The sequence below is a fragment of the Pseudomonas sp. GW821-FHT02C04 genome, assembly GCF_059421845.1.
The window spans coordinates 137,842-157,085 of the sequence record NZ_JBWKVT010000007.1 but is presented as its reverse complement, the minus strand read 5'-3'; the positions used below and the strand labels follow the sequence as shown (position 1 = coordinate 157,085).

20 protein-coding genes are annotated in these 19,244 nt (G+C 61.7%); 13 read left to right on the top strand and 7 right to left on the bottom strand.

From position 1 onward, the window contains the following. Window positions 1-13: 13 nt before the first annotated feature. The 3 genes from thiE to AC07VV_RS23600 all read left to right on the top strand — a co-directional run bounded on the left by thiE (window position 14) and on the right by AC07VV_RS23600 (window position 2,718). A complete protein-coding gene (gene thiE, locus AC07VV_RS23610; protein ID WP_096820800.1) occupies window positions 14-637 on the top strand; it encodes a thiamine phosphate synthase in 624 nt (207 codons plus the stop codon). Window positions 638-654: 17 nt separating this feature from the next. Continuing rightward, the gene (hemL, locus tag AC07VV_RS23605) at window positions 655-1,938 is read left to right on the top strand and encodes a glutamate-1-semialdehyde 2,1-aminomutase (RefSeq protein ID WP_064599654.1); all 1,284 of its coding nucleotides are present in this window, start codon (window positions 655-657) and stop codon (window positions 1,936-1,938) included. A 225-nt stretch (window positions 1,939-2,163) separates the two neighbouring features. Next, complete coding sequence (locus AC07VV_RS23600) at window positions 2,164-2,718, top strand: tetratricopeptide repeat protein (protein WP_096820799.1); 555 nt, start codon at window positions 2,164-2,166, stop codon at window positions 2,716-2,718. Between the two features lie 18 nt (window positions 2,719-2,736). Here the strand turns inward: AC07VV_RS23600 and AC07VV_RS23595 are convergent, their stop codons facing one another. Next, the gene (locus AC07VV_RS23595; RefSeq protein ID WP_077045543.1) at window positions 2,737-3,066 is read right to left on the bottom strand and encodes a DUF1820 family protein; all 330 of its coding nucleotides are present in this window, start codon (window positions 3,064-3,066) and stop codon (window positions 2,737-2,739) included. Between the two features lie 134 nt (window positions 3,067-3,200). On the opposite strand from AC07VV_RS23595, the gene miaB reads away from it, so the two are divergent. The 5 genes from miaB to lnt all read left to right on the top strand — a co-directional run bounded on the left by miaB (window position 3,201) and on the right by lnt (window position 8,527). Beyond that, complete coding sequence (gene miaB / locus AC07VV_RS23590; protein ID WP_493066454.1) at window positions 3,201-4,529, top strand: tRNA (N6-isopentenyl adenosine(37)-C2)-methylthiotransferase MiaB; 1,329 nt, start codon at window positions 3,201-3,203, stop codon at window positions 4,527-4,529. A 123-nt stretch (window positions 4,530-4,652) separates the two neighbouring features. Then, window positions 4,653-5,657 (top strand): PhoH family protein, encoded by a 1,005-nt coding sequence (locus AC07VV_RS23585; protein ID WP_192559071.1) that lies wholly within the window; start codon window positions 4,653-4,655, stop codon window positions 5,655-5,657. After that, entirely contained in the window at window positions 5,650-6,144 is a 495-nt protein-coding gene (gene ybeY, locus AC07VV_RS23580; protein WP_495037615.1) for an rRNA maturation RNase YbeY, read from the top strand. Before AC07VV_RS23585 ends, ybeY begins: the two co-directional genes overlap by 8 nt. Before the next feature lie 5 nt (window positions 6,145-6,149). After that, on the top strand, window positions 6,150-6,989 hold the full coding sequence (locus AC07VV_RS23575) for a CorC family transporter (protein ID WP_007909641.1): 840 nt from the start codon (window positions 6,150-6,152) through the stop codon (window positions 6,987-6,989). Between the two features lie 14 nt (window positions 6,990-7,003). Then, the gene (lnt, locus tag AC07VV_RS23570; RefSeq protein WP_495037614.1) at window positions 7,004-8,527 is read left to right on the top strand and encodes an apolipoprotein N-acyltransferase; all 1,524 of its coding nucleotides are present in this window, start codon (window positions 7,004-7,006) and stop codon (window positions 8,525-8,527) included. 35 nt (window positions 8,528-8,562) lie between these two features. Here lnt and AC07VV_RS23565 read toward each other — a convergent pair whose 3' ends face one another. After that, a complete protein-coding gene (locus AC07VV_RS23565; protein WP_493066452.1) occupies window positions 8,563-9,342 on the bottom strand; it encodes a YdcF family protein in 780 nt (259 codons plus the stop codon). Between the two features lie 105 nt (window positions 9,343-9,447). Continuing rightward, window positions 9,448-9,771, bottom strand: a complete 324-nt coding sequence (locus AC07VV_RS23560) for a hypothetical protein (RefSeq protein WP_096820794.1) — start codon at window positions 9,769-9,771, stop codon at window positions 9,448-9,450. 254 nt (window positions 9,772-10,025) lie between these two features. On the opposite strand from AC07VV_RS23560, the gene leuS reads away from it, so the two are divergent. From leuS to AC07VV_RS23535, 5 genes are all read left to right on the top strand, one after another. Further along, entirely contained in the window at window positions 10,026-12,632 is a 2,607-nt protein-coding gene (leuS, locus tag AC07VV_RS23555) for a leucine--tRNA ligase (RefSeq protein WP_495037613.1), read from the top strand. An 87-nt stretch (window positions 12,633-12,719) separates the two neighbouring features. Next, window positions 12,720-13,325, top strand: a complete 606-nt coding sequence (locus tag AC07VV_RS23550; RefSeq protein ID WP_096820792.1) for an LPS-assembly lipoprotein LptE — start codon at window positions 12,720-12,722, stop codon at window positions 13,323-13,325. A 39-nt stretch (window positions 13,326-13,364) separates the two neighbouring features. Continuing rightward, window positions 13,365-14,402, top strand: coding sequence for a DNA polymerase III subunit delta (gene holA / locus AC07VV_RS23545; protein ID WP_096820791.1), 1,038 nt, complete (start codon window positions 13,365-13,367; stop codon window positions 14,400-14,402). A 141-nt stretch (window positions 14,403-14,543) separates the two neighbouring features. After that, a complete protein-coding gene (arfA, locus tag AC07VV_RS23540; protein WP_007958672.1) occupies window positions 14,544-14,708 on the top strand; it encodes an alternative ribosome rescue factor ArfA in 165 nt (54 codons plus the stop codon). 61 nt (window positions 14,709-14,769) lie between these two features. Next, window positions 14,770-16,092 (top strand): lytic murein transglycosylase, encoded by a 1,323-nt coding sequence (locus AC07VV_RS23535; RefSeq protein ID WP_096820790.1) that lies wholly within the window; start codon window positions 14,770-14,772, stop codon window positions 16,090-16,092. Window positions 16,093-16,138: 46 nt separating this feature from the next. On the opposite strand, the gene AC07VV_RS23530 is transcribed toward AC07VV_RS23535, so the two are convergent. The 4 genes from AC07VV_RS23530 to AC07VV_RS23515 all read right to left on the bottom strand — a co-directional run bounded on the left by AC07VV_RS23530 (window position 16,139) and on the right by AC07VV_RS23515 (window position 19,208). Then, complete coding sequence (locus tag AC07VV_RS23530) at window positions 16,139-17,086, bottom strand: S66 peptidase family protein (RefSeq protein WP_495037612.1); 948 nt, start codon at window positions 17,084-17,086, stop codon at window positions 16,139-16,141. Between the two features lie 175 nt (window positions 17,087-17,261). Next, window positions 17,262-18,260, bottom strand: a complete 999-nt coding sequence (gene lipA, locus AC07VV_RS23525; RefSeq protein ID WP_162130488.1) for a lipoyl synthase — start codon at window positions 18,258-18,260, stop codon at window positions 17,262-17,264. Window positions 18,261-18,285: 25 nt separating this feature from the next. After that, window positions 18,286-18,933 carry a lipoyl(octanoyl) transferase LipB gene (gene lipB / locus AC07VV_RS23520; RefSeq protein WP_495037611.1) on the bottom strand — a complete coding sequence of 216 codons (648 nt, stop codon included), beginning with the start codon at window positions 18,931-18,933 and terminating at the stop codon, window positions 18,286-18,288. Further along, window positions 18,933-19,208 (bottom strand): DUF493 domain-containing protein, encoded by a 276-nt coding sequence (locus tag AC07VV_RS23515; protein WP_007958664.1) that lies wholly within the window; start codon window positions 19,206-19,208, stop codon window positions 18,933-18,935. Before AC07VV_RS23515 ends, lipB begins: the two co-directional genes overlap by 1 nt. Between the last annotated feature and the right edge of the window lie 36 nt (window positions 19,209-19,244).

Here is a 19,244-nt window from a genome sequence, read left to right as displayed (position 1 = left end):
TGAGGTCTGCCTGATGAAACTACGTGGCCTGTACGCCATTACCGACGGTCCATTGCTGGCCGGCAAGTTTCTGCCGTACGTGGAGGCGGCGCTGGAGGGCGGCGTCACCCTCCTGCAATACCGCGACAAGAGCAGCGACGAAGCCCGGCGCTTGCGTGAGGCCGAAGCCCTGCGCGATCTGTGCGAACGCTACAAGACCCAGTTGATCATCAACGATGACGCCGAACTGGCCGCACGCCTGAATGTCGGCGTGCACCTGGGCCAGACCGACGGCCCATTGTCGCCGACCCGCGCCCTGCTCGGCTCAAAGGCAATCATCGGTTCGACCTGCCACGCGCAGCTTGAACTGGCCGAACAAGCCGCCAAAGAAGGCGCGAGTTACGTCGCCTTCGGCCGCTTCTTCAACTCCAACACCAAACCCGGTGCGCCGACCTGCAGCCTCGATCTGCTCGATCAGGCCCGCCAGACGCTGCACCTGCCGATCTGCGCGATTGGCGGCATCACCCTCGACAACGCCGCGCCGCTGGTGGCCCACGGTGTCGATCTGCTGGCCGTGGTCCATGGCCTGTTCGGTGCTGACAGCACTGCCGAAGTGACCCGCCGCGCCCGCGCATTCAACGAATTGTTCAAATCCTGATTTTTGAGAGCCCGATCATGTCTCGTTCCGAAACCCTGTTTGCCAACGCCCAGAAACACATTCCCGGTGGCGTGAACTCGCCGGTTCGCGCGTTCAAGAGCGTCGGCGGCACGCCGCTGTTCTTCAAGCACGCCGAAGGCGCCTACGTCACCGACGAAGACGACAAGCGTTATGTGGATTACGTCGGTTCCTGGGGCCCGATGATCCTCGGCCACAGTCATCCGGACGTGCTGGACGCCGTGCGTAACCAGTTGCAACACGGTCTGTCCTACGGCGCGCCGACCGCGATGGAAACCGAGATGGCCGATCTGGTCTGCTCGCTGGTGCCGTCGATGGAGATGGTACGCATGGTCAGCTCCGGCACCGAAGCGACCATGAGTGCGATCCGTCTGGCCCGTGGCTTCACCGGCCGCGACAGCATCATCAAGTTCGAAGGCTGCTACCACGGTCACTCCGACAGCCTGCTGGTCAAGGCCGGCTCCGGCGCACTGACCCAGGGCGTGCCAAGCTCGGCCGGCGTACCGGCCGCGTTCGCCAAACACACCCTGACCCTGCCGTTCAACGACATCGACGCCGTTGAGAAAATGCTCGCCGAAGTCGGCCAGGACGTCGCCTGCATCATCGTCGAGCCGGTGGCCGGCAACATGAACTGCGTGCCGCCGGCACCGGGCTTCCTCGAAGGCCTGCGCAGCCTGTGCGACAAGCACGGCGTGGTGCTGATTTTCGACGAAGTGATGACCGGTTTCCGCGTGGCCCTCGGCGGTGCCCAGGCTTACTACGGCGTGACCCCGGACCTGACCACCTTCGGCAAGATCATCGGCGGTGGCATGCCGGTCGGCTGCTTCGGCGGCAAGCGTTCGATCATGGAACGCATCGCGCCACTGGGCCCGGTCTATCAGGCGGGCACTTTGTCGGGTAACCCGCTGGCGATGGCCGCCGGTCTGACCACCCTGCGCCTGATCAGCCGTCCGGGCTTCCACGCCGAGCTGACCGATTACACCACTCGCCTGCTCGACGGCCTGCAACAGCGCGCTGACGCGGCGGGCATTCCGTTCGTGACCACTCAGGCTGGCGGCATGTTCGGTCTGTACTTCAGCGGCGCTGACGACATTGTTACTTTCGAAGACGTGATGGCCAGCGATGCAGCGCTGTTCGGTCGATTCTTCCACCTGATGCTGGAAGGTGGCGTGTACCTGGCACCGAGCGCCTTCGAAGCCGGTTTCACCTCGATCGCCCACGGCGAAGCCGAGCTGAAACTGACCCTCGACGCTGCCGAGCGCGCGTTCGCCAAACTGAAGTAATGGCTTGATCGCTGACGTTGGCCATTGCCAGCGTCAGCTTTCACCTACATTCCAGCGCTTTCTCCGACGCTTCTGCCAAAAATATCCCGCAAACCGGGTGATATATTCCCCACACAGCAGAAAATCGAGTAAAGACTTTGTAAGGTTGGCCCTGCTTATTTCATAATGCGCGCTTATTGGATCCCTCGATGGGTCCGCGCGCCCTTCAGAGGTAAGTCGATTCTCATGAACCGCACCGGCCGCACCCTTGCCTTGGGCTGCCTGTTGCTCCTTCAGCCACTGCTCGCACATGCACAAGCAGGCGGCAACTCGTTGTTGATCCCGGCGATGGGTCGTTGCACCCTCAATACTCAGCCGCAAGATGTCACGCAGGCCCTCGCCGCCTGCCAAAAGGCATCGGATGAGGGGGATGCGCAAGCGCAATACGAGTTGGGTGAGTTCTACTACGACGGCAAGAATGCGCCGCGCGACCTCAATCAAGCCCTGAGCTATTTCGAAAAGGCCTCGCTGCAAGGCCACGCCCAGGCGCAATTCAAGCTCGGCACCATGTTCTTCCACGGTGAAGGCGTGCAGGCCAACAACATTCAGGCGTACATCGTGCTGAAGATGGCCGCGGTCAACGGCGCCGAAGATGCCCTGGACACCGCCGACGAAGTCGCCGAGAAAATGCCCCGCGAAGACCTGGAAACCGCCACCCAGGTGCTCGGGCAAATTTTCCGTAAATACCTGATGGAACTGCAGAGCGCCGACGGCCGTACGCCGTTCTCTCCGCTTCCGTAATCCCGTCTCCCGCCCCGCTTACTTCTCGGGCATCGGCACCGGAAACGGCATCACATTGCCGACCGCACCGCGAGCTTCGCTGATTTTCGGCGTACCGAGGCGTTCCACTTCGTCGATGCGCACGATCGAATGCATCGGTACAAAGCTGCGCACCACGCCTTCGAATTGCGCCTTGAGCTTCTCTTCGCTCGGATCGACGACCACCTGGGTGCGCTCGCCAAAGACGAACTCTTCCACTTCCAGGAAGCCCCACAGATCACTTTGATAGATCTGCTTGGCGTACATTTCGAACACCTGGCCCTGGTTGAGGAATATCACCTTGTAGATTGGAGCTTCGCGTTTGGTCATGGCGGGCGGACAACACATCGGGGTAAAAATGAGGGCGCGAACTATAGCATAGCCGCCGGACGCGCAACGGTAGGAACCTGGGGACATGTTCCCTATAATGCGCGGTTCTTTGAACCACGTGACGACCCTATTCCATGGCCAAGAAGCTTTACATCGAAACCCACGGTTGCCAGATGAACGAGTACGACAGCTCGCGCATGGTCGATCTGCTGGGCGAACACCAGGCCCTGGAAGTCACGGCGCGCGCCGAAGATGCCGACGTGATTCTGCTCAACACCTGCTCGATCCGCGAACGCGCCCAGGACCGGGTGTACTCCCAACTCGGTCGCTGGCGCGAACTGAAACTGGCGAACCCGGACATGGTGATCGCCGTCGGCGGTTGCGTGGCCAGCCAGGAAGGTGCGGCGATCCGGGATCGCGCCCCGTACGTCGACGTGGTCTTCGGCCCGCAGACCCTGCACCGTCTGCCGGAAATGATCGACGCCGCGCGCATCAGCAAGCTGCCGCAAGTGGACGTCTCGTTCCCGGAAATCGAAAAGTTCGACCACCTGCCCGAGCCGCGCATTGACGGCCCGAGCGCCTACGTGTCGGTGATGGAAGGCTGCAGCAAGTACTGCACGTTCTGCGTAGTGCCTTACACCCGCGGCGAAGAAGTCAGCCGGCCGTTCGACGACGTGATCGCCGAAATCATTCACTTGGCCGAAAACGGCGTGCGTGAAGTGACCCTGCTGGGGCAGAACGTCAACGGTTATCGCGGCGCGACCCATGACGGGCGCCTGGCGGATCTGGCGGAATTGATCCGTGTTGTCGCCGCTGTCGACGGCATCGACCGCATCCGCTACACCACTTCGCACCCGCTGGAATTCTCCGACAGCCTGATCCAGGCCCACGCCGACGTGCCGGAACTGGTCAAGCATCTGCACTTGCCGGTGCAGTCCGGTTCGGACCGGATCCTGGCGGCGATGAAGCGCAACCACACAGCGCTGGAGTACAAGTCCAAGCTGCGCAAACTGCGCGCCGCCGTACCGGGCATCTGCATCAGCTCGGACTTCATCGTCGGCTTCCCGGGGGAAACCGAGAAAGATTTCGAACAGACCATGAAGCTGATTGCCGACGTCGGTTTCGACTTTTCCTACTCGTTCGTCTATAGCCAGCGCCCGGGCACCCCGGCTGCCGACCTGGCCGACGACACCCCGGAAGAGCTGAAGAAAGAACGCCTGAACGCCTTGCAGCACCGTCTGAACCAGCAAGGTTTCGAGATCAGCCGACAAATGGTCGGTTCGATCCAGCGGATTCTGGTGACCGACTATTCGAAGAAAGACCCGGGCGAGCTGCAAGGGCGCACCGAGAATAATCGTATCGTCAACTTCCGCTGCGATAATCCGACCCTGATCGGTCAGTTCGCCGACGTGCACATCGATGCGGCACAACCGCACTCGCTGCGCGGCTCGCTGATCCAGTAACACCGCAAGGAGACCCCGCCAGACGGCTGAATCGGTGCCAGGCTTTTTAAGAGCTTTCGCACCCAGGCCACTGGCGTTATCCTTGATTTCATCCTAATTGCCCCAGGGCGGCTAAATACGACCTTGAACGCACCCATAGAACCTCATCGTTTTATCCTCGAGCCTTTTGAGGCTCGCCGCTTCGCCAATCTGTGCGGGCAGTTCGACGAGCACCTGCGCCTGATCGAACAGCGCCTGGCCATCGAGATCCGCAACCGCGGCAATCAGTTCGAACTGATCGGCGAACCCAAGCTCACCACTTCTGCGGAAAACCTGATTCGCCGCCTGTACCGGGAAACCAAGGGTTCAGAGCTGTCGCCGGATACGGTTCACCTGTTCCTCCAGGAATCTTCCGTCGTCGAGCTGGACAACCACGCCCCCGCCGAAGCCTCCGTCGCCCTGCGCACCAAGAAAGGCATGATTCGCCCTCGCGGCTTGAATCAGCTGCGCTATGTGAAGGAAATCCTCGGCAACGACATCAACTTCGGTATCGGCCCGGCTGGTACCGGCAAGACCTATCTGGCCGTGGCCTGCGCCGTGGATGCCCTGGAACGTGAGCAGATCCGTCGCATCCTGCTGGTGCGTCCGGCGGTCGAAGCGGGTGAAAAACTCGGTTTCCTGCCCGGCGACCTGTCGCAGAAGATCGACCCGTACCTGCGCCCACTCTACGACGCGCTCTACGAGATGCTCGGCTTTGAATACGTGGCCAAGCTGATCGAGCGTCAGGTGATCGAAGTCGCGCCACTGGCCTACATGCGCGGTCGCACGCTGAACAACAGCTTCATCATTCTCGATGAGAGCCAGAACACCACGGTCGAGCAGATGAAGATGTTCCTGACCCGTATCGGCTTCGGCTCCACGGCGGTGATCACCGGTGACATCACCCAGGTCGACCTGCCGCGCGGCACCAAATCCGGACTGCATCATGTCATCGAAGTCCTGAAAGACGTGCCGGGCATCAGCTTCACCCACTTCATGCCCAAAGACGTCGTGCGCCACCCGCTGGTGCAACGCATTGTCGAAGCCTACGAGCGCTTCGAAAATCGCGTGGCCGATGAAACACCGAAGGACAATCGCCACGATGCTTGAGCTTGACCTGCAAATCGCGACCGAAGCGTCCGCGCCGACCGAAGCCGAATTCCGCCAATGGTGCGAACTGGCCCTGCGCCAGTGCACCGCCGATTCGGAAATGACCATTCGTCTGGTCGACGAAGAAGAAGGCCGCGAACTGAATCACACCTGGCGCCACAAGGATTACGCGACCAACGTCCTGTCCTTTCCCGCCGAAGTGCCCGACGAGTTTCTCGACATTCCATTGCTGGGCGATCTGGTGATCTGCGTGGCCGTGGTTGAGCGTGAAGCCGCCGAACAGGGCAAGTCACTCAACGCCCACTGGGCACATCTGGTCATTCACGGCTGCTTGCATCTGCTTGGTTACGACCATATAGATGACGAGGAAGCCGAGGAAATGGAAGCACTGGAACGCGAGTTGCTTGCCGAATTGGGTTATCCCGATCCGTACGCGGACGACGAAACCGAAACATCCCCTATCGTTACAACAAAGGATTCAGAGTAATCGCTATGAGCGAAGATCGATCGAGCAACGGGCAGAAGTCCTGGCTGGGTAAACTGACCCAGGCTTTTGCCCACGAGCCGAAGAACCGCCAGGAGCTGCTGGAGCTGCTGCGCGATGCACATCAGAACAAACTGCTGGACAGCGAAGCGCTGGCCATCGTCGAAGGCGCCATTCAGGTGGCTGACCTGCAAGTACGCGACATCATGGTGCCGCGCTCGCAGATGATCAGCATCAAGGCGACCCAGACACCCCGCGAATTCCTCCCTGCCGTGGTCGACTCGGCCCACTCGCGCTACCCGGTCATCGGCGAAAGCCATGACGACGTGATGGGCGTGTTGCTGGCCAAGGATCTGCTGCCGCTGATCCTCAAGGAGAACGGCGACAGTTTCAACATCAAGGATCTGCTGCGCCCGGCCACGTTCGTGCCGGAGTCCAAGCGTCTGAACGTGTTGCTGCGTGAATTCCGCGCCAACCACAACCACATGGCCATCGTGATCGACGAATACGGCGGTGTGGCGGGTCTGGTGACCATCGAAGACGTGCTTGAGCAGATCGTCGGCGACATCGAAGACGAGCACGATGTCGAAGAAGACAGCTACATCAAGCCGCTGCCCAGCGGTGATTTCCTGATCAAGGCCCTGACGCCGATCGAGAACTTCAACGAGTTCTTCGACAGCGAATTCTCCGACGACGAGTTCGACACCGTCGGCGGGCTGGTGATGAGCGCGTTCGGGCACTTGCCAAAACGCAACGAAATCACTGAAATCGGCGCCTATCGTTTCCGCATCCTGAACGCCGACAGCCGTCGGATTCATTTGCTGCGACTCACGCCAATCGCCCGGTAAATTTAAGGACTGAAATGCGCTGGACAACCCGCCCCGGCTGGCCCGGTAACCTGCTGGCCGTGGCGGCCGGTGCAATCACCACCTTCGCTCTGGCACCGTTCGATCTCTGGCCGCTGGCCTTGCTGGCGGTCGGCCTGTTCTATGCCGGCCTGCGCGAGCTGAGCCCGCGCCAGGCGCTGGGTCGCGGCTGGTGCTTCGGCTTCGGCCTGTTCGGCGCTGGCACCAGCTGGATCTACTACAGCATCCATCACTTCGGCGGCGCTTCGGTGCTGCTGGCCGGGTTCCTGATGCTGATTTTCACGGCGGCCATTGCCTGGTTCTTCGCCCTGCCCGCCTGGCTCTGGGCGCGCTGGCTGCGTCGCAACGAGGCGCCGCTGGCCGATGCCCTGGCCTTCGCTGCGCTGTGGGTTGGCCAGGAAGCGTTCCGTGGCTGGTTCCTTACCGGTTTCCCGTGGTTGTACTCCGGTTACAGCCAGCTCGACGGCCCGCTGGCCGGGCTCGCGCCGGTAGGCGGGATGTGGCTGGTGTCGTTCGTCCTGGCGCTGACCGCCGCCCTGATCTACAACGCACCACGCCTGCTGCAGACCGGTCGCAAGGGCTTTATCGCTGCGGGCCTGGTATTGCTGGTCGGGCCGTGGGTGGCGGGTATCGCGCTGAAGGGCCATGCCTGGACCAGTCCGGCTGGCGCACCACTGAGTGTTGCTGCGATTCAGGGCAACGTCGCGCAAAGCATGAAATGGGACCCCGCCGAACTCAACGCGCAACTGGCGCTGTACCGCGACCTGAGCTTCCGTTCGAAACCGGTGGACCTGCTGATCTGGCCGGAAACCGCCGTACCGGTACTCAAGGAGTCCGCCGAGGGCTACCTGACCATGATGGGCAACTTCGCCGCCGAGCGTAAATCGGCGCTGATCACCGGTGTGCCGATCCGCCAGACAGTGCGTCACGAGAAGCGCTTCTTCAACGGCATCACCGTGGTCGGCGAAGGCGACGGCACTTACCTGAAGCAAAAATTGGTGCCGTTCGGCGAGTACGTACCGCTGCAGGACATCCTGCGCGGGCTGATCGCGTTCTTCGACCTGCCGATGTCCGATTTCGCCCGTGGCCCTGCCGATCAGGCTCTGTTGCAGGCCAAGGGTTATCAGATTGCACCGTTCATCTGCTACGAAGTGGTGTACCCGGAGTTCGCCGCCAGTCTGGCGGCACGCAGCGACCTGCTGCTGACCATCAGCAACGACACCTGGTTCGGCACCTCGATCGGCCCGCTGCAACACTTGCAGATGGCGCAGATGCGCGCCCTTGAAGCCGGGCGCTGGATGATTCGTGCGACCAACAACGGCGTGACCGGCCTGATCAACCCGTACGGGCAGATTACCGAGCGCATTCCGCAGTTCGAACAAGGCGTGCTCTACGGCGAAGTGGTGCCGATGCATAACCTGACGCCGTACCTGCAATGGCGCTCGTGGCCGCTGATCATCCTGTGTGTGGTGCTGTTTGGCTGGGCGCTGATGACCAACCGGATGTCCAAGACTCTGTAAAAACCCGATCACTCCCGCGTTCTGCGCGGGAGTGATCAATCGGCGCTGTCTTCCCCTCGGTAGAACAACGAGTAGCCGATCTGCCCCACCGCCTCGTTCAACAACTGCCCGCTTTGCCAGATCGACTTGAACTCCGGCATCCAGCCGCCAAACGGCCGGGCATTGTCAGTGCCGAGGAAACCGACCGGCGCCGGCACCACTTCGAATCCAGCCTGTTGATAACTCCACACCGCTCGCGGCATGTGCCAGGCCTGGGTCACCAGCACGACACGCTTGACGCCCTCCGGCAACAGCATCTTGGCGCTGAAGGCGGCGTTCTCCCACGTGGTGCGGCTCTCCCCCTCCTGCCAACGCACCGTCACACCGAAATCATCGCGTAGCGAATCGGCCATCAGCCTGGCTTCGCTCGGTGGCGTACCGTAATGCAGGCCACCGCTGGTCAGAATCGGCAACCCTGAGGCCTTGGCCAACCGCGCCGCATAACGCTGCCGTTCGAGCCCGATACCGGTCGGCTGATCCTCGCCCCAGGCCAGATCACCGCGCTCGCGACCGGAGCCCAGTACCACAATCGCATCGGCGCGTTGCGCAAGGCTTGTCCAGTCTTCCCGGGCCAGCGGCGGCTCGCGCTCCAGGGCCTTGGCGCCCCATTGCACGACCACCGGCAGACTCATCAGCAGGAAACCGCCAAAACCCAGGGCAAAGCACAGCGCGGCCAGTCGCGGGCGCGAACGTCGCAACCACCAGGCGACGAGCAACAGCAGCAAGAGAAGGCCGGGCGGCAATAGAAGTTGTTTAATGAAATAACGAAAAGGCATCGAGCATCTCCAGAGATGCCCGAAGCCTAAGTGGGTTAGTACAGCGCGACAACCAGTAGGGTCGGATCCCGTTGAAAAAGATCCGTTTTTTGACCTGCCATGCGTTTACTTGGCCTGCAGAGTCCGAACCTTGACGGTGTCTCTGCCGGGCGCCTTGTCCTTGAGCCAGATGACTTTGGCCGAACGGGGTGCATCGAGTTGCTTCACTGCCTGTGACAGATATCCGTGGGTTTCACGCTCACTGCGATCCAGATAGGCCTTGACCAGTTCGAACTCGGCGGGGCTCAAGCCACGCAATTCCAGCTCCAGGGGGCGCTCGTCGCGCAGCCGGACAGCGGTTTTTGCAGCGTCCAGGGCCGTCCCCAGGCGATCGATCAACCGCTCGTACAACTCGGGTTTGGTAACGTTTTTTTGCTGTGACTCCACCATCCCTCACCTCATTGAAGATAAGACTCACTCCCCAGTTAGAGCTTAGCTTCGCTGCACAAACCGGCTGCACGCCGCGACCAACGGCCCTCGCCGCGATTTTGCCCGGTCAAACGGCTGCAATCAGGGTTTCCCTAGGCCAAGCGCGGTCATGTATGCTACGGCGCTTCCTGTAACTCCACTTCCAGCCCGTCCGGCCCGCTCCGGATGTCGCATTGAAGAGGATTAGGCCACCCCTATCCAGTACAAAAGTAGCCATGCACGAACAATATCAGCCCCGTGAAATCGAAGCCGCCGCCCAGTCGTTCTGGGACGAGCAAAAGTCCTTTGAAGTCAGTGAACAGCCAGGCAAGGAGACTTACTACTGCCTGTCGATGTTCCCTTACCCCAGCGGCAAGCTACACATGGGGCACGTGCGCAACTACACCATCGGCGACGTGATCTCCCGCTACCAGCGCATGCTCGGCAAGAACGTTCTGCAACCGATGGGTTGGGACGCCTTCGGCATGCCGGCGGAAAACGCCGCGATGAAGAACAACGTGGCCCCGGCCAAGTGGACCTACGAAAACATCGCCTACATGAAATCCCAGCTGCGCAGCCTGGGTCTGGCGGTGGACTGGTCGCGCGAAGTCACCACCTGCAAGCCTGATTACTACCGTTGGGAACAGTGGCTGTTCACTCGCCTGTTCGAAAAAGGCGTGATCTACCGCAAGAACGGTACCGTGAACTGGGACCCGATCGACCAGACCGTTCTGGCCAACGAACAGGTGATCGACGGTCGCGGCTGGCGTTCCGGCGCGCTGATCGAAAAGCGCGAAATCCCGATGTACTACTTCAAGATCACCGCTTACGCGGATGAGCTGCTGGAGAGTCTCGACGAACTGACCGGCTGGCCGGAACAGGTCAAGACCATGCAGCGCAACTGGATCGGCAAGTCGCGCGGGATGGAAGTGCAGTTCCCGTACAACGTCGATTCGATCGGCGAAAGCGGCACCCTGAAAGTCTTCACCACCCGTCCGGACACCCTGATGGGCGCAACCTATGTTGCCGTGGCTGCCGAGCACCACCTGGCGGCCCTTGCCGCGAAGAATAACCCTGAGCTGCAAGCGTTCATCGCCGAATGCAAGGGCGGCAGCGTCGCCGAAGCCGACGTCGCCACTCAAGAGAAGAAAGGCCTGCCGACCGGCCTGTTCGTCGAGCACCCGCTGACCGGTGAAAAACTGCCGGTGTGGGTCGCCAACTACGTGCTGATGCACTACGGCGATGGCGCGGTCATGGCGGTGCCGGCTCACGACGAGCGCGATTTCGAGTTCGCCCACAAGTACAACCTGCCGGTCAAATCCGTGGTTCGCACCAGTTCCGGTGAAACCAACCCGGCTCCGTGGCAAGACGCCTATGGCGAGCACGGCACGCTGATCAACTCCGGCGAGTTCGACGGCCTGGACTTCGCTGGCGCGTTCGACGCCATGGAAGTCGCCCTGATCAAGAAAGAGCTGGGCGCCTCGCGCACCCAGTTCCGCCTGCGCGACTGGGGCATCAGCCGCCAGCGCTACTGGGGCTGCCCGATCCCGATCATCCACTGCGATGCCTGCGGTGACGTGCCGGTACCAGAAGATCAGTTGCCAGTCGTACTGCCGGAAGACGTGGTGCCGGACGGCGCCGGTTCGCCGCTGGCACGCATGCCCGAGTTCTACGAGTGCACCTGCCCGAAATGCGGCCAGCCTGCCAAGCGTGAAACCGACACCATGGACACTTTCGTCGAGTCGTCCTGGTACTACGCCCGTTACGCCTCGCCGCACTTTGAAGGCGGTCTGGTGGAAAAATCCGCAGCTGACCACTGGTTGCCGGTGGATCAGTACATCGGCGGTATTGAACACGCCATTCTTCACCTGCTCTACGCGCGCTTCTTCCACAAGCTGATGCGCGACGAAGGCCTGGTGAGCTCCAACGAGCCGTTCAAGAACCTGCTGACCCAGGGCATGGTGGTCGCCGAGACTTACTATCGTCGTGAAGCCAACGGTGCCTACACCTGGTTCAACCCGGCGGACGTGGAACTCGAGCGCGACAGCAAGGCCAAGGTCATCAGCGCCAAGCTGATCGCGGACGGCCTGCCGGTGGAAATCGGCGGCACCGAGAAGATGGCCAAGTCGAAGAACAACGGCGTCGACCCACAGTCGATGATCGATCAGTTCGGCGCCGACACCTGCCGTCTGTTCATGATGTTCGCTTCGCCACCTGACATGAGCGCTGAGTGGTCCGACTCCGGCGTGGAAGGCTCACACCGCTTCCTCAAGCGCGTCTGGCGTCTGGCTCAGGCCCACGTTACTCAGGGCCTGCCGGGCAAACTGGACGTGACCGGCCTGAATGACGAACAGAAAGTCATCCGCCGTTCGATCCACCAGGCGATCAAGCAGGCCAGCCACGACGTCGGCCAGAACCACAAATTCAACACCGCCATCGCTCAGGTGATGACGCTGATGAACGTGCTGGAAAAAGCTGCGCAGGAAACCGAACAGGATCGCGCACTGGTTCAGGAAGGTCTGGAAGCCGTGACGCTGCTGCTGGCGCCAATCACGCCGCACATCAGCCATGAGCTGTGGAATCGACTGGGCCACGCCGAACCGGTGATCGACGCCGGCTGGCCGGTGCTGGACGAAAGCGCGCTGGTGCAGGACAGCCTGACGCTGGTCATCCAGGTCAACGGCAAGCTGCGCGGCCAGATCGAAATGCCGGCCGCCGCAACCCGTGAAGAAGTCGAAGCCGCGGCCCGTGCCAACGAAAACGTGCTGCGCTTCGTCGACGGCCTGACTATTCGCAAAGTGATCGTAGTGCCCGGGAAACTGGTCAATATCGTCGCCAGCTAATTGGATCGGGCGCCGGGCTTGCCTGGCGCCCTGTAAAACCTTTCGGGCCGCAAGGTCGGCCCACATGGTTTCAAGGGGAGCAACACAATGATCAAACGCAATCTGCTGGTGATGGGCCTCGCGGTCCTGTTGAGCGCCTGCGGTTTCCAGCTGCGCGGCACCGGCACCACCGAACTGGCGATCAAGGAACTCGACCTGAGCGCCCGCAACGCCTACGGCGAAACCGTGACGCAACTGCGTCAGCTGCTGGAGGCCAGCGGCGTCAAGATCGTCTCCGGTGCGCCGTACAAGCTGTACCTGGCCGACGAGCAGGAAAACCAGCGTATCCTCAGCTACGCTGGCGCCGGCCGTACTGGCGAGTATCAGGTAAATACTGTGCTCAGCTACGACATCCGTGGCGACAAGAACCTGCTGCTCAAAAGCGACAAGCTTGAAGTGCAGAAAGTGTTCATCCACGACGGCAACAACCTGGTGGGTTCCGACCAGGAAGCCAACGATGCCCGCAACGAGACACGCCGCGAGCTGGTACAGCGCATGATGCTGCGCCTGCAGCAGCTGACTCCGGCTCAGCTGGAAGCTCTGCAACAAGCCGCCAACGACCGGGCCAAGGCAGAAGCCGACGCCCTGGAAGCGGCGCAGAAGGCTGAAGCGGAAACCCCGCGTCAGTCGCCGCTCGAACTGCCGCAGCAGTAAGACGTTCGGGGCGCTCAGGCGCCCCGTTCGCCGTTTCTTATGAAGCTCGCTCCCGCCCAACTCGGCAAACACCTGCAAGGTGCCCTCGCGCCGGTCTACATCATCAGCGGCGATGACCCGCTGCTGTGTCAGGAAGCCGCCGACGCCATTCGCTCCGCTGCCCGTCAGCAGGGGTTCGACGAACGCCAGGTCTTCGCCGCCGACGCCAATTTCGATTGGGGCACGTTGCTGCAGGCCGGCGCCAGCATGTCGCTGTTCGCCGAAAAGCGCCTGCTGGAACTGCGCCTGCCCTCCGGCAAGCCCGGTGACAAGGGCGCTGCCGCACTGATCGAATACTGCTCGCGCCCCGCTGAAGACACGGTGCTGCTGATCAGCTTGCCCAAGCTGGACGGCAGCGCGCAGAAGACCAAGTGGGGCAAGGCGCTGGTCGAAGGTCAGCAGACCCAGTTCATCCAGATCTGGCCGGTGGATGCCAACCAGTTGCCGAGCTGGATTCGCCAACGCCTGTCCCAGGCCGGATTGTCGGCCAGTCAGGACGCAGTCGAACTGATTGCCGCGCGGGTCGAAGGCAACCTGCTAGCTGCTGCGCAGGAGATCGAGAAGCTCAAACTGATGGCCGAGGGCGGGCAGATCAGCGTCGAAACCGTGCAGGCGGCCGTGGCCGACAGTGCGCGCTTCGATGTGTTCGGCCTGACCGATGCGGTGCTCAACGGCGAACCGGCTCACGCCTTGCGCATGCTCGAAGGGCTGCGCGGCGAAGGTGTCGAGCCGCCGGTGATTCTCTGGGCCCTGGCGCGGGAGTTGCGCCTGCTGGCCAATATCTCGTTGCAGTACAGCCAGGGCACGCCGCTGGACAAGTGCTTCAGCCAGGCGAAACCGCCGGTCTGGGACAAGCGCAAACCGCTGATGAGCAAAGCCCTGCAACGCTACTCGGCGCAACGCTGGGCGCAATTGTTGCTCGAGGCCCAGCGCATCGACGCGCAAATCAAGGGTCAGGCGGCCGGCTCGCCGTGGATGAGCCTCAGTCGGCTGGCGCTGTTGATGGCCGGTCAGCGTCTGACGTTACCTGCCGAATGAAACCCGGGATCGCACACTGCGATCCCGTTTTCTTTGTACAGACCATTTCCTACAGAACATCCCGCCTTCAGTCCTATAGACAGATGCTCCACATCGGCAGATCATTTGCCGCGCAAAACCCACTCACTCGCGAGAACCCTCATGAGCAAAAAGCCATCGAAACATGGCCATAACAAGGCCAAATCCATCGTCGCCCAACCCCTGTTCCGCAGCCGCCAGGAACGACCAACAAAGGGTAAAGGCAGCTACCGCCGCGAAGCCTTCCAGTCTGACAGCTGGGAGGCTTCTTACTTTCTGGCCGCTTGAAGCGCAGCACCCCTTCCTCATGTTAAGGTCTGCACCTGATTCGTATCCTCTGGACCTGTGCATGCCCCTTAGTCTTTCCCGTCGTTGGCCCTTTCGCCAACTGATCGCTGCCACAAGTTTCGTACTGCTTGTCGCCTGCGCGGAAAAACCCACCGCCGCCGACGCTCAACCGCTTCAGACCGCTCCTGTTGCCACGGCCCCCGCGATCATCCCGCCGGTAGTGCCGTCCGGTGACGACCTCGACCTGCAACCGACCCAGACCTTCGCCGAGTGGCAGGCCGGCTTCCGCAAGGACGCCTTGGCTGCCGGGATTCGCGCCGACGTCTTCGATCGCGCCTTTGCCAACGTCAGTTTCGACGCCAGCGTGATCCGCGCCGACCGCAGCCAGCCGGAGTTCGCCCGTCCGGTATGGGAATACCTGGATGGCGCCCTGTCGCCACTGCGCGTGCGCAAAGGCCAGGCGCTGATCAACCAGTACGCCGACATCCTGCAACGCATCGAGCAACGCTATGGTGTCGATCGCCAGGCGCTCGTGTCGGTGTGGGGGATGGAAAGCAATTTCGGCCAGTTCCAGGGCACCAAGTCGGTGATCAACTCCCTGGCGACCCTGGCCTATGAAGGCCGCCGCCCGGGCTTTGCCCACGCGCAACTGATTGCGGCGCTGCAAATCCTGCAACAGGGTGACATCACGCCAGAGAAGATGCTCGGCTCCTGGGCCGGCGCCATGGGCCAGACCCAGTTCATCCCGACCACCTACAACACCCACGCCGTGGATTTCGACGGTGACGGTCGCCGCGACATCTGGGGCAGCCCGGCTGACGCATTGGCCTCGACCGCGCACTACCTGCAAAGCTCCGGCTGGCAGCGTGGCCAGCCGTGGGGCTTCGAGGTGCAGCTGCCGAGCGGTTTCAACTACACCCTGGCAGACGGTGCGATTCGCAAAAGTGTCGCCGAATGGCGGCAACTGGGCGTGATTCTGCCCAACGGCGGCCAGGCACCGGCCGGCTCCGAACAACTGTCGGCCGCCCTGCTGCTGCCGGCCGGTTATCGTGGCCCAGCGTTCCTGATCCTCGATAACTTCCGGGCGATCCTCAAGTACAACAACTCGTCGTCCTATGCCCTGGCCGTCAGCCTGTTGTCCGAACGCTTCAACGGCGCAGGCCTGATCAACGGCACCTGGCCAAAAGATGATCTGCCGCTGAGCCGCACCGAACGCATCGAACTGCAGAACCTGCTGACCGCGCGCAACTACGACGCGGGCACCGCCGACGGCATCATCGGTGCCAATACGCGCAAGGCGATCCGCAGTGCGCAGCAGTCATTTGGCTGGCCCGCGGACGGTTACCCGACGCACAAGCTGCTGGAAAGCTTGCGTAGCCAGTAAAAAAAACCGCCGCCTCTTCAGGCGGCGGTTTTGTTTCAGGGGGCGGTTAGCGAATCACCACATCCTGCTCCAGCATCAACTCCTTCTTCCCCGCATCCAGCCGAACCAGCGCCCCCATCGGCAACGTCAGGTTCGGATCACAATGCCCGCTGCGCCAGCCTGACAGCACCGGAATCCGCAGTGGCTCAAAGGTCTGTTTGAGCAAACGGTTCAAGGCCTCAACATCCACGCCCGCCACATCCCCGACCAACACGCCGCGCAACCTGGCCAATTTTCCCGCCAGACGCATCTGGGTCAGCAAGCGGTCGATCCTATACAGCGGCTCGTTGACGTCCTCGATGAGCAGAATCACTCCTTCGACGTCGATTTCATAAGGCGTACCCAAGGTCGCAGCGATCATCGCCAGATTGCCGCCCAGCAAACGCCCGTGGGCAATGCCGGGTTCTACCGTGGTCAACGGATAAGCCACCGGATGACTCAGCACACTGCCGGTCTTCAACTGACCGCGCAGCATGGCGAAGAACGACGTCACCGTCGGCGGCTCCTTGTCCCCCAGCAAGTCGGCATTCAACAGTGGCCCGTGAAAGGTCACGAACCCGGCGTAGCGACTGATGGCCAGATGCAGCGCGGTGATGTCGCTGTAACCGACGAAGGGCTTGGCATGGCGGCTCAGCAAGTCGTAGTCGATCCGGTCCAGTAACCTTGGCGTGCCGTAACCACCGCGCAGGCAAATGATCGCATCGACCTCTTCGTCAGCGAACGCGGCGTGCAGATCGTTGAGCCGCACCTCGTCGCTGCCGGCCAGATAGCCATCCTTCTCGTAGACGCCAGGGAACACCCGAAGACCGTAACCCCGGGCGCGCATCCACTGAACAGCCTTTTCGGTATCCAGCGTGCCGGGGCCGGCTGGCGCAATAACGCCTATCAACCCTTCCGACGGCAGCGCCGGCACAGGCTTGTGCGGAAAAAGGGTGTGGGTGGGTCGAACAGTCATCCATGGATCTCCCTGTGTGAAGTCATGCTCACACAGTAGTCAGGAACGGCGACAAACAGAAGAGGCTCAGCCGCGCCGCAGATTGCAGGAAAAGTCAGTAACGAGTGTAGGCCGGGCAAAAAAATGCCCGCCGGGCACTGAAGCCTCGGCGGGCATTTTTTCATTCAGCGCTGAATCAGGAACCGAGCAGCTCGGCCTTGACCAGTTTCGCCTGCTCGTCGGCGTGGTACGAAGAACGCACCAACGGGCCGGACGCGACGTTCTTGAAGCCCATCTTGTAACCTTCCTCGGCGAACCAGGCGAAGGTGTCCGGGTGCACGAAACGCTGCACCGGCAAGTGGCTGCGGGACGGTTGCAGGTACTGGCCCAGGGTCAGCATGTCGATGTCGTGTTCGCGCATGCGCTTCATGACTTCGATGACTTCGTCGTCGGTCTCGCCCAGACCCAGCATCAGGCCGGACTTGGTCGGAATGTGCGGCATCATCTGCTTGAAGCGTTGCAGCAGGGTCAGCGACCACTGGTAGTCCGAACCCGGACGCGCGGCCTTGTACAGACGCGGCACGGTTTCCAGGTTGTGGTTGAACACATCCGGCGGCTCGGCCGCGGTGATTTCCAGGGCGATGTCCATGCGGCCACGGTAGTCCGGGACCAGGGTCTCGAGCTGCACGTTCGGCGACAGTTTGCGGATTTCGCGGATGCAGTCGGCAAAGTGCTGGGCACCGCCGTCACGCAGGTCGTCGCGGTCAACCGAGGTGATCACCACGTACTTGAGTTTCAGGTCGGCGATGGCGATGGCCAGGCTTTCCGGCTCGTTGACGTCCAGTGGCTTCGGACGGCCATGACCCACGTCGCAGAACGGGCAGCGACGGGTGCAGATGTCACCCATGATCATGAAGGTCGCGGTGCCGCCGGAGAAGCACTCGCCCAGGTTCGGGCAGGACGCTTCTTCGCAGACGCTGTGCAGCTTGTGCTTGCGCAGCAGGCTCTTGATGCGGTCGACTTCCGGCGAAACCGGGATGCGCACGCGGATCCAGTCGGGTTTCTTCGGCAGTTCGGTGGTCGGAATGATCTTCACCGGGATGCGTGCAACCTTCTCGGCGCCGCGCAGCTTGACGCCGGCTTCAACCTTGGGACGCGGGGCCGGGCGCTCGGTCACGTCGAGCGTCGGGATCATGGTTTGCACTGCATCAGTAGTCATATCAGTCGATTCCGCCCGTCAGGGTCGTCTGCTCAGCATAGTCGAGGTGTTTGACGAGCTGCGCGCGCAGCCGGGCACTTACCTCGGCAAATTCAATCGATCCTGCATGGTCGCTCAGCTGGGTCATCGCCAGCCCGGCGTAGCCGCAGGGATTAATCCGTCGAAACGGTTCCAGGTCCATGTCCACGTTCAGGGCCAGGCCATGAAAGGAACAACCGTGGCGAATCCGCAAACCCAGAGAAGCAATTTTCGCTCCGTCGACGTAGACGCCGGGAGCGTCTGGCTTGGCGGCTGCGGTCACACCGTAGCTGGCCAGCAGTTCGATCAGGCACCGCTCCATGCGCGTGACCAGGTCTCGTACACCAAACCCCAGTTTGCGCACATCCAGCAGCAGGTACGCCACCAATTGGCCGGGGCCATGGTAGGTCACCTGCCCGCCGCGGTCGACCTGCACCACCGGGATATCCCCCGGCAGCAACAGGTGTTCGGCCTTGCCAGCCTGGCCCTGGGTGAACACCGGCGGGTGTTCGACGAGCCAGATTTCGTCGGCGGCATCACTGCCGCGTTCGTTGGTAAAGCGTTGCATGGCATGCCAGACCGGCTCGTAAGCCATCTGGCCAAGCTCGCGAAAGCCCAGCGTGCCGGACATCACAACACCATGTGCACGAAACCGGTTGCCCGCAGTTCGCTGTTGATGTTGTACAGCTGATCCTGGTCGGTCGCGACGATGTGTAACTGGATGGTGGTGTACTTGCCGTTGCTGCTTTGACGCTCGTCGACACGCTCATCGTTGATCTTGGCGTGTTTCTTGACGATGTCGATGATCTTGTCTTTGTTGCCGACGCCCGTATCGCTGATCACCTTAACCGGATAATCAACCTGCGGAAATTCGATCTTTGGCGCCTTTACTTCGGTATCGGTCATGGCGTAACGGCCTCGTAAGCGTAAGCCCGGTAACGA

Bases quoted from the DNA above. Each gene is read 5' to 3' on its own strand.
- AC07VV_RS23595 (WP_077045543.1), bottom strand. From the start codon at position 3,066: ATGACCAAACGCGAAGCTCCAATCTACAAGGTGATATTCCTCAACCAG.
- lipA (WP_162130488.1), bottom strand. From the start codon at position 18,260: ATGATCCCGACGCTCGACGTGACCGAGCGCCCGGCCCCGCGTCCCAAG.
- AC07VV_RS23530 (WP_495037612.1), bottom strand. From the start codon at position 17,086: ATGACTGTTCGACCCACCCACACCCTTTTTCCGCACAAGCCTGTGCCG.
- miaB (WP_493066454.1), top strand. From the start codon at position 3,201: ATGGCCAAGAAGCTTTACATCGAAACCCACGGTTGCCAGATGAACGAG.
- AC07VV_RS23560 (WP_096820794.1), bottom strand. From the start codon at position 9,771: ATGGTGGAGTCACAGCAAAAAAACGTTACCAAACCCGAGTTGTACGAG.
- leuS (WP_495037613.1), top strand. From the start codon at position 10,026: ATGCACGAACAATATCAGCCCCGTGAAATCGAAGCCGCCGCCCAGTCG.
- AC07VV_RS23535 (WP_096820790.1), top strand. From the start codon at position 14,770: ATGCCCCTTAGTCTTTCCCGTCGTTGGCCCTTTCGCCAACTGATCGCT.
- lnt (WP_495037614.1), top strand. From the start codon at position 7,004: ATGCGCTGGACAACCCGCCCCGGCTGGCCCGGTAACCTGCTGGCCGTG.
- hemL (WP_064599654.1), top strand. From the start codon at position 655: ATGTCTCGTTCCGAAACCCTGTTTGCCAACGCCCAGAAACACATTCCC.
- arfA (WP_007958672.1), top strand. From the start codon at position 14,544: ATGAGCAAAAAGCCATCGAAACATGGCCATAACAAGGCCAAATCCATC.
- lipB (WP_495037611.1), bottom strand. From the start codon at position 18,933: ATGTCCGGCACGCTGGGCTTTCGCGAGCTTGGCCAGATGGCTTACGAG.
- ybeY (WP_495037615.1), top strand. From the start codon at position 5,650: ATGCTTGAGCTTGACCTGCAAATCGCGACCGAAGCGTCCGCGCCGACC.
- AC07VV_RS23600 (WP_096820799.1), top strand. From the start codon at position 2,164: ATGAACCGCACCGGCCGCACCCTTGCCTTGGGCTGCCTGTTGCTCCTT.
- AC07VV_RS23575 (WP_007909641.1), top strand. From the start codon at position 6,150: ATGAGCGAAGATCGATCGAGCAACGGGCAGAAGTCCTGGCTGGGTAAA.
- holA (WP_096820791.1), top strand. From the start codon at position 13,365: ATGAAGCTCGCTCCCGCCCAACTCGGCAAACACCTGCAAGGTGCCCTC.
- AC07VV_RS23515 (WP_007958664.1), bottom strand. From the start codon at position 19,208: ATGACCGATACCGAAGTAAAGGCGCCAAAGATCGAATTTCCGCAGGTT.
- AC07VV_RS23550 (WP_096820792.1), top strand. From the start codon at position 12,720: ATGATCAAACGCAATCTGCTGGTGATGGGCCTCGCGGTCCTGTTGAGC.
- thiE (WP_096820800.1), top strand. From the start codon at position 14: ATGAAACTACGTGGCCTGTACGCCATTACCGACGGTCCATTGCTGGCC.
- AC07VV_RS23565 (WP_493066452.1), bottom strand. From the start codon at position 9,342: ATGCCTTTTCGTTATTTCATTAAACAACTTCTATTGCCGCCCGGCCTT.